10 protein-coding genes are annotated in these 7,829 nt (G+C 51.6%); 5 read left to right on the top strand and 5 right to left on the bottom strand.

What is annotated here, in order from left to right; translation table 11 throughout:
• The 5 genes from HY879_03265 to HY879_03245 form a co-directional block, all read right to left on the bottom strand.
• On the bottom strand, nt 1–1,020 hold a 1,020-nt coding region (locus HY879_03265; protein MBI5602349.1), incomplete at its 3' end, for an aldehyde dehydrogenase family protein.
• Nucleotides 1,017–2,342: an acetyl ornithine aminotransferase family protein gene (locus HY879_03260; protein MBI5602348.1), complete on the bottom strand. Its 1,326-nt coding sequence runs from the start codon at nt 2,340–2,342 to the stop codon at nt 1,017–1,019. The genes HY879_03265 and HY879_03260, both read right to left, overlap by 4 nt.
• Nucleotides 2,339–2,752: a type II toxin-antitoxin system VapC family toxin gene (locus tag HY879_03255; protein ID MBI5602347.1), complete on the bottom strand. Its 414-nt coding sequence runs from the start codon at nt 2,750–2,752 to the stop codon at nt 2,339–2,341. The genes HY879_03260 and HY879_03255 overlap by 4 nt, the downstream gene beginning before the upstream one ends.
• 5 nt (nt 2,753–2,757) lie before the next feature.
• Nucleotides 2,758–3,045, bottom strand: coding sequence for a type II toxin-antitoxin system prevent-host-death family antitoxin (locus HY879_03250; protein MBI5602346.1), 288 nt, complete (start codon nt 3,043–3,045; stop codon nt 2,758–2,760).
• A 153-nt stretch (nt 3,046–3,198) separates the two neighbouring features.
• Nucleotides 3,199–3,549 carry a hypothetical protein gene (locus tag HY879_03245; GenBank protein ID MBI5602345.1) on the bottom strand — a complete coding sequence of 117 codons (351 nt, stop codon included), beginning with the start codon at nt 3,547–3,549 and terminating at the stop codon, nt 3,199–3,201.
• 310 nt (nt 3,550–3,859) lie between these two features.
• Here HY879_03245 and HY879_03240 point away from each other — a divergent pair, with 310 nt between their 5' ends.
• The 5 genes from HY879_03240 to HY879_03220 all read left to right on the top strand — a co-directional run.
• Nucleotides 3,860–4,660 carry an SDR family oxidoreductase gene (locus tag HY879_03240; protein MBI5602344.1) on the top strand — a complete coding sequence of 267 codons (801 nt, stop codon included), beginning with the start codon at nt 3,860–3,862 and terminating at the stop codon, nt 4,658–4,660.
• Nucleotides 4,661–4,969: 309 nt separating this feature from the next.
• Nucleotides 4,970–5,227, top strand: a complete 258-nt coding sequence (locus HY879_03235) for a hypothetical protein (protein ID MBI5602343.1) — start codon at nt 4,970–4,972, stop codon at nt 5,225–5,227.
• 29 nt (nt 5,228–5,256) lie between these two features.
• Nucleotides 5,257–6,486 carry a CoA transferase gene (locus HY879_03230; protein MBI5602342.1) on the top strand — a complete coding sequence of 410 codons (1,230 nt, stop codon included), beginning with the start codon at nt 5,257–5,259 and terminating at the stop codon, nt 6,484–6,486.
• 177 nt (nt 6,487–6,663) lie between these two features.
• Nucleotides 6,664–7,314, top strand: coding sequence for a TetR/AcrR family transcriptional regulator (locus HY879_03225; protein ID MBI5602341.1), 651 nt, complete (start codon nt 6,664–6,666; stop codon nt 7,312–7,314).
• A 176-nt stretch (nt 7,315–7,490) separates the two neighbouring features.
• Nucleotides 7,491–7,829 (top strand): acyl-CoA dehydrogenase family protein (locus HY879_03220; GenBank protein MBI5602340.1); only part of this gene is annotated, 339 nt, incomplete at its 3' end.

The following is a 7,829-nucleotide window of genomic DNA, read 5'->3' as shown; positions in this document are numbered from 1 at the left end:
GTCGATCAAAGGTCCCATGAGGGTAGCCGCCTCCAGAGGATTGCCTATGGGAATCTGCCGGTAGGCCTTGATTAAGGCCTCGCTTAGGGCAGGGAAGAGGTTTTGATGCACAATGAGCCGACGGGTGCTGGTGCAGCGCTGGCCGGCTGTCCCGACGGCCCCGAAAACGAAGGCCCGGACGGCCAAGGGCAGGTCGGCGTTGGGGGTTACAATGATGGCGTTATTGCCCCCTAATTCCAACAAGGTCTTTCCCAGACGACCTTTAACTGCTTGACCGACCTGGCGGCCCATAGGCACGCTACCGGTAGCCGAAATAAGGGGAATGCGGGGGTCCCTGATCAGGGCCTCCCCGACGGTCTCCGCCTTGCCGATAAGGCAACTGAGCAAACCCTCCGGCAGATCATTTTCTTTCAGGACCTTCCAGGCGATCCCTAAAGCCGCCAGGGCGCATAAAGGGACCTTGGAAGAAGGTTTCCAGATCACCGGGTCACCGGCCACCAATGCGATCATGGCATTCCAGGCCCAGACGGCCACCGGGAAATTAAAGGCCGTTATCACCCCCACCGGGCCCAAGGGATGCCACTGCTCATACATCCGGTGCCCGGGCCTCTCACTTTGCATGGTCATCCCATAAAGCATCCGCGAAAGACCGACGGCATAATCGGCCATGTCGATCATCTCCTGGACCTCGCCTTCCCCTTCGGCCCGGATCTTTCCCATCTCCAGGCTGACCAGTGCCCCGAGATCGGCTTTACAGGCCCGGAAGGCCTGACCGATCTGCCTGACCACTTCACCCCTCCTGGGGGCCGGGACCTGCCGCCATTTTTCAAAAGCCCTGACCGCCTGATTCACGACCTGTTCGTAATCATTTGAAGCGGCGCAGCGGACCCGGCCAAGCACCCGCCCATCAATGGGGGAGAAAGACTCCAGGAGTTCCCCTTGACCCTGAAACCAGGAACCGGTTCCGGCCCCCGGCAGTTCCCCTTCCAAACCAAACTTTTTGAGTATTTCTTCCTTCATCCGGCCACCTCCCGAATCACTTCCTCCAGGATGGAAAGACCTATATCAATTTCACGGGCCGTTATGGTCAAGGCCGGGCAAAAGCGCAGGGAATTGTCACCACACCCTAAAACCAGCAGTCCTTTATGAAAACATTTTTGGATGATCTCATTTCTTAAGGCCCCGGCCCGTTCCTTGGTTTGACGATTTTTTACGAATTCGATCCCCACCATCAGGCCTTTCCCTCGCACATCGCCGATACATTCCAGGGAGGTTTGAAGGGTCTTGAGCCCCTCCATCAAGCGCTTCCCTTGATTACGGGCATTGGCCATCAATCCTTTTTCCAGCAGGCGGATGGTCGCCAGGGAGGCCTTGCAGGAAACAGGATTTCCCCCGAAGGTGGAAGCATGGGAACCGGCCTCCCAGTCCATAATCTCGGCCGGGGCGATCATGGCCCCCAGGGGCAATCCCGAGGCAATCCCCTTGGCCAGGGCAATGACCTGGGGGGCAACGCCGAACTGTTCACTGGCCAGCATAGTTCCGGTCCGCCCCATTCCGGACTGGACTTCGTCGGCTACGTAGAGGATTCCATATTTTTGGGCCACCCGGAATAAGGCCTGATGAAATTCCGGAGGAGGAACGATATATCCCCCTTCTCCCTGGATGGGCTCCACAAAGATGGCGGCCACTTCCTCGGGGGGCATGACGGTTTTAAAAAGGGTTTCTTCAATCCAGCGGACACACTCGATTCCGCAGCCGGGATAGGTGGCCCCATAAGCACAGCGGTAACAGTAGGCGTAGGGTACATGGGTGATCCCCGGCACCAATGGATTATAGTGCTTTTTTTGGATTGTTTTGCTGGCCGTAAGGGACAGGGCCCCCATGGTTCGGCCGTGAAAAGCCCCGAAAAAGGCGATATTCAATTCCCTTTTGGTATGCCACCGGGCCAGCTTGAAGGCCGCCTCCACGGCTTCGGCCCCGGAGTTGCCGAAAAAGACCTTCTTGGGGCCATTCCCCGGAACCAGGGACGCCAGCTTTTTGGCCAAAAGGACCTGGGGGGTATAATAAAAGTCGGTCCCTGACATGTGGATAAGGAGATCGGCCTGTTCTTTGATGGCCTCAACCACTTTCGGATGGCAGTGGCCGGTAGTACAAACCGCAATGCCGGCTGTAAAATCCAGGAAGACGTTTCCATCCACATCCTCCACCCAAAGTCCTTTTCCCTTTTTGACGACCAAGGGATAGGCCCGGGTATAGGAAGGAGAAACCACCTGGTTATCGGTCTGAATAATCCTTAACGCCTTGGGGCCTGGAATCTCTGTTTTTATCTTTGGAATTTTCACATCTCTTCCCCTTGGGCGGCTATTTTTAACCGCCTATCATAGGTCAAGAGTCGCAGCTCCGGGAATTGTTCCTGAAGGCCTTTGGCGGCGGATAAATGCCAGAGGTCAGCCCCTCGGAGGGGCCATTTATCGGAAAGATTCTTGATCATGTTCCATTGGGGAACGAAAACCAACCTTCTCCAGGGACCATTTTCCAAAACTTCATTGGCAGCATTCACCAGAATTTCAGCCATATCCCTTTCCCGCCGCATTCGGGATAAGACAGCGATCACCTCCGAATAAGATAAATGAGAAAGGAAATGATACCCCGATCGGTTGGCCCATTTCTGAGCGTCCTGGCTGTGTTCGTCTTTCAGGAGGGCGGAGAGTATGGCCGAGGCATCCCAGTAGACGACCACCGGGTTTTCCATTCCCGTCATCTGTTTCTTCCCTCCTGAAGATATTTTTGGGCCAGACCTCCAGGTGCGGGGAGTGGCGGCGGGAGCCGTCTCCCGGCTTTCTTAGGCAAGGGCTCCAACCATCCCTGGTCTTCGAGGCGCCGTATACGATTCTCAAGAGAAAGATCTTTAGCCGGGAAAGGGACGATTTTTCCTATGGGTTTCCCCCGATCGGTAATAATGACCTCCTGGCCTTCTTTAACCTTCTTCAACAGGCCGCTTAAATTTGTTTTGACTTCCCGTATTCCCAGGTTTTTTGAGACCATGCCCCGTTCCTTTTAAATTGATTTTGTGGTTACTATTAAATGTAGTCAATGTAGTCATTTATGTCAAGAGAAAAAAATTTCCTGCAAATCAGGCCCGAAAGCAGCAAGGCCATCTCCTGTTTTTTTTGCTTTCTTAGGAGTAAGATCGGAAGATTACCCAAAGCAGAGTTGGGCATAGGGATAGAGCTTATTCAAGGCGGCGGCGATTTCTGTCTTTCCTTCCTGATCTTCAACCGGGATAACCCGGCTGATTTGTTGGCCCTGCTCATTCTTTTCACTGGAAAGAATATATCCGGGAATTTCTATAAATAAGCATCCGCCGGCACCACAGCAGGCATTGTCGATCACCCCGACACTGACGACACCCAACAGGGCTCGTCCCCGATGGTTCAGCCGAATTTCCTCAAGGACCGTCAGAGACCCTGAAATACTCCGGATTTCCGTACCTATTTCCTGATGGGGGTAGTCTCTAAGGGGCGCTTTAATTTTCTCTTCTAATTTCATGACATTGCCTCCCGCCGCTATTCTTTAGAATATATCAAAAACCAAGATCTATAACAAGGGGGAAACCAGGATTCATAAGCCTGATCTCAGGTGGGTGGGGACGGATAAAAAATTCCCCGAGAAACGGAGAGGATCAGGAAATCAACGACTCGATTATTTTTCTCTTGACTAAAAGATTACAACATGGTAAACGACGGTCATAAAATATATATTGGTCATTAATAAAATTTAGGTCATAAACTTTATAACTGTATTTTCCGGACCTTGAACCCTGAACCTGAGACCGCATTGTCGAATTAAAGGAGGATAATTGGACAAACGCTTGGAAGGAAAAGTGGCTATCGTTACCGGGGCCGGTCAGACTCCGGGAGAAACCATCGGGAACGGACGGGCGATTTCCCTTCTTTTTGCCCGAGCCGGGGCTAGAGTCCTGGCCGTGGACCTTCATCTCGAATCCGCCCGGGAAACCCAATCCCTGATCGAGCAAGAGGGAGGCGAGTCCCTGGCTGTGGCCGCTAATGTCTGCCTGACCGGGGACTGTCAACGGATGGCCGAGCTATGCATTGAGACCTACGGGTGCATCGACATTCTGGTCAATAATGTCGGCATCGGGCGGGGGGACCAGGGTGCGGTGAAGCTGAAAGAAGAGGATTGGGATAACATCCTTAATGTCAATTTAAAGAGCATGTTTTTAACCTGCAAACACGTTTTGCCTTACATGGAAAAACAGGAAAGTGGTTCCGTTATCAATATCTCCTCGGCCGCGGCGGTCTGCACCTTTCCCCTCCTGGCTTATAAAACCTCCAAGGCCGGGGTCAACGCCCTGACCCATTCCATCGCCATGCGGGTTGCCAAAAAAGGGATCAGGGTCAATGCCATCATGCCCGGTCTTTTGAATACCCCCATGGCCGTTGAAGGATTCTCCGAGGCCCGGGGGATCAGCAAAGAGGACCTCATCCGGGAACGGGACAACCGGGTCCCCTTAAAAGGAGGAATGGGCACAGCCTGGGACACGGCCTATGCCGCCCTTTTCCTGGCCTCCGACGAAGCCCGGTTCATTACCTCAGTCATTCTGCCCGTAGACGGCGGTCAATGCGGGCGGATCGGTTGAGTCTTTCATGCCCCTATGGGCATGGACAAGGGATGAAAACGAGTTGCCGCTTTGAGCTTTCATATTTTTTGTACTAAACCCTCAGGCCTATTTGGGCACCACGAAACATGAAAAAAATCGAATATCGAATGTCGAACATCGAATAATGAATATCGAAGTAAGGTTGGTTTTGAACACGCGGCCCCACCTTTACGATTCCAGCGGCCAAGGCCTTGCCTTTAATGGATCAAAAGCTGGACCGATGCAAAGGAAAGAGCCCTTCGGGGGATTAACCAAAGGTGAAGCAGATGCTGACATAGGAAGGGCTTGATGGGCAACCCGGAACTGTTATTGGTTGACGAACCCACCGAAGGGCTGGCCCCGATCATGGTCCAGGAAGTCCGGGACATCCTGGCCGAGATCAACAAGGCTGGAGTTTCGATTTTACTGGTCGAACATAACTTTAAGGTGGCCATGTCCCTGGCCAACCGCGTCTACCTGATGGGCAAGGCCCATGTGGGCTTCTCCGGCACCAAAGAAGAATTAAATGCCAACCCCCAGGCCCGCGAAAAGTATATGGAAGTCTGAAATAATTAAAAATAGAAAGAAGTTACGGAATGTCTTCAATCAAGCCATTGGAAGGACTGAAAGTGGTAGAACTGTCTACTTACCTGGCTGCGCCGATCTGTGCTCGAATTCTGGGAGACTGGGGCGCTGAGGTAATCAAGATCGAAAACATCGCAGGAGACGTTTGGCGCTACTACGGTAAAAGTTTTAGCACGCCGACAACTTCAGAAGAGAACCCGGTGTTTGATATCCCAAACGCCAACAAAAAATATCTGGCACTGGACATCAAGAGTGCAAAAGGTATGGAAGTACTGCACAAGCTCTTGGCTCAGGCAGACGTGTTCGTAACCAATAATCGTCTTTCAGCGCTGAAGAGAATGGGCTTGGATTATGAAACCTTAAAAGTGAGCTATCCCCGGCTCATTTACGCCCTGCTGACCGGTTACGGAGAAGAAGGCCCTGATAGGGCCAAGCCCGGTTTCGATACAACGGCTTTCTGGGCGGCCGGCGGTTTTATGGCGGACTTGCGCATCGATAGCCCGGGTTCCTATCCTATCTATCCACCGGCCGGCACAGCCGATATCAGCATCGGCACCATGCTCTTTGGCGGCATCTGCGCTGCCCTGTTGAACCGTGAGAAGACCGGTAAGGGGGATAAAGTCTCCATTTCTCTCTTCGGTACCGCCGTCTGGACCATGGGTATTATGAATACCATTACGCAGGAAAAGTACCAATACCATTATCCCAAGAAGCGCTATGAGAGCAAGCCCACTGCAAACTTTTATCTTTGCTCGGATGGGGAATGGATGATGATTTCGGTATTGGAGTACACCCGCTATTTCTGCACCCTTTGCACCGTACTGGGTGTTCCTGAGCTGGCGGATGATCCCCGCTATCTGACTGAAGAGGAAATGATGAAACCCGAGAACAAGGCTGCTCTCATCAAAATCTTTGAAGAGCGGTTTGCTGAAAAAACAGCCGCAGAGTGGGACCGACTTCTGAAAAGTGCCGATATCGTCCATGACCGGCTGACGCACTTCAGCGAGATCAGCACCAGCGAACAGGCTCGGGTAAATCATTTTATGGATGAGGTCACTTTCGCCAACGGAACCAGGGCCTGTCTGCCTCGGCCCCCAATTCGTTCGGAGAATCTGGGACTGCCCGAATACCGGCTGTCCCGCCCGTTAGGTGCCGATACCAGGCAGATTTTGCAGGAATTGGGGTACCCTGTAGAGGAAATCCATGGATTGCTGGAGAAAAAAATAATTAAGGCCTGTTAGCAACTTTCAATATTGTTGATAGATGATTGGTCTAACCCTCCTATCCCGAAATTTCAAATATCTTTGGATAGAATTCAGCTTATAATTCCTTGACTTTTTTTGTGTTGTATACCAGATAATAGTAACGATATAAATGCGAAGTGGCCTTATTTTAAGCAGTATCTAAAGAGAACCAGAATGAAAAAAAGAAGTCTATTGGAAGAGAAAAAGGATTGGACGAGAAAGGCCATATTAACGGCGGCCAAAAAGGTTTTTCTGGAGAAGGGCTATGGGAATACCACCATTGAAAAGATAGCCGCCAAGGCCCGGGTCAGCAAAGGGGCCATCTATCTTTATTTTCCCAGCAAAGACGATCTGTATATGTCTCTGTTGGTCCCGATCATGCAAGATCTGGGCAGGCGTCTTCTTGATCTTGAAGAAAAGGTCGCTCATGATCCGGCCACAACCGGTGAGGATTTGGTCATGGGATTTTATCACATTTTCAAGTCCGTCTATGAGGCCGATCCGGACCTCTTCAGTATCATGCGGGCCTTTCAAATAGGGGTCCTGACTTCGAAAATGACCGAACAATCCGCCGCGGAAATTTATCATTATGCCAAGAGAAATACCGAGATCGGGCGGAATATTATCCTGAAGGCCATGGAGCGGAACCTCATCCGGGAAGTCAACCCGGCCCAAATATACAAAATGTTTTGGGGAATGTTTATCGGCATCGTCCAATTGGAAGAGAGCAAATACCGGGCCACCCAAAAGAATTATATCTTCAGTACTCTGGAGTATGCCTTCTTAAGTATGGTCGATCATCTCTGCGCCGGCCGAAAAGGATAGTCGCCGAATTCCCATCGCCAAGCCAGAGATTCCGTCTTTTATTTCGGTAAAAATTTTTATTGACTTTTTTGTGTTTTGCCAATATTTTCAAATCGTCGATGTGATTGATTGGTCAGTCAATTGGTAAAAAGTAAGATTTTAAGACACCCGAAATCCGAAATCGGAAAGGAACCGGGATGGAATTCAGATTCAATGAAAAGGAACAGGCCTTTTATGACGAGGTGGATACCTTTTTACAGGAGATCCTGCCTCCGGATTGGGCTTCCCGTCCCATGTACTGGCCGGGGGGATACGGCTGCGGCTCAATGGGAATCGAAGATGAGGAGAGCCGGGAGGTCCTGACTCGATTCCGCCGGAAGATGGTTGAAAAAGGATGGGTGACCATATCCTGGCCCAAGGAGTATGGGGGGCGGTCCTATACCTACATGGAACAGGCCATATTCGACGAGCGGACCAGCTATCACCGGGCCCCGATTCTGGATGTGATCGCCTCCGGCATCGTGGGCCCCACCCTG

The organism is Deltaproteobacteria bacterium (genome assembly GCA_016219225.1).
Lineage (GTDB): Bacteria > Desulfobacterota > RBG-13-43-22 > RBG-13-43-22 > RBG-13-43-22 > RBG-13-43-22.
The sequence above is the reverse complement of the archived record's forward strand: the minus strand, read 5'-3'. Positions and strand labels throughout refer to the sequence as shown.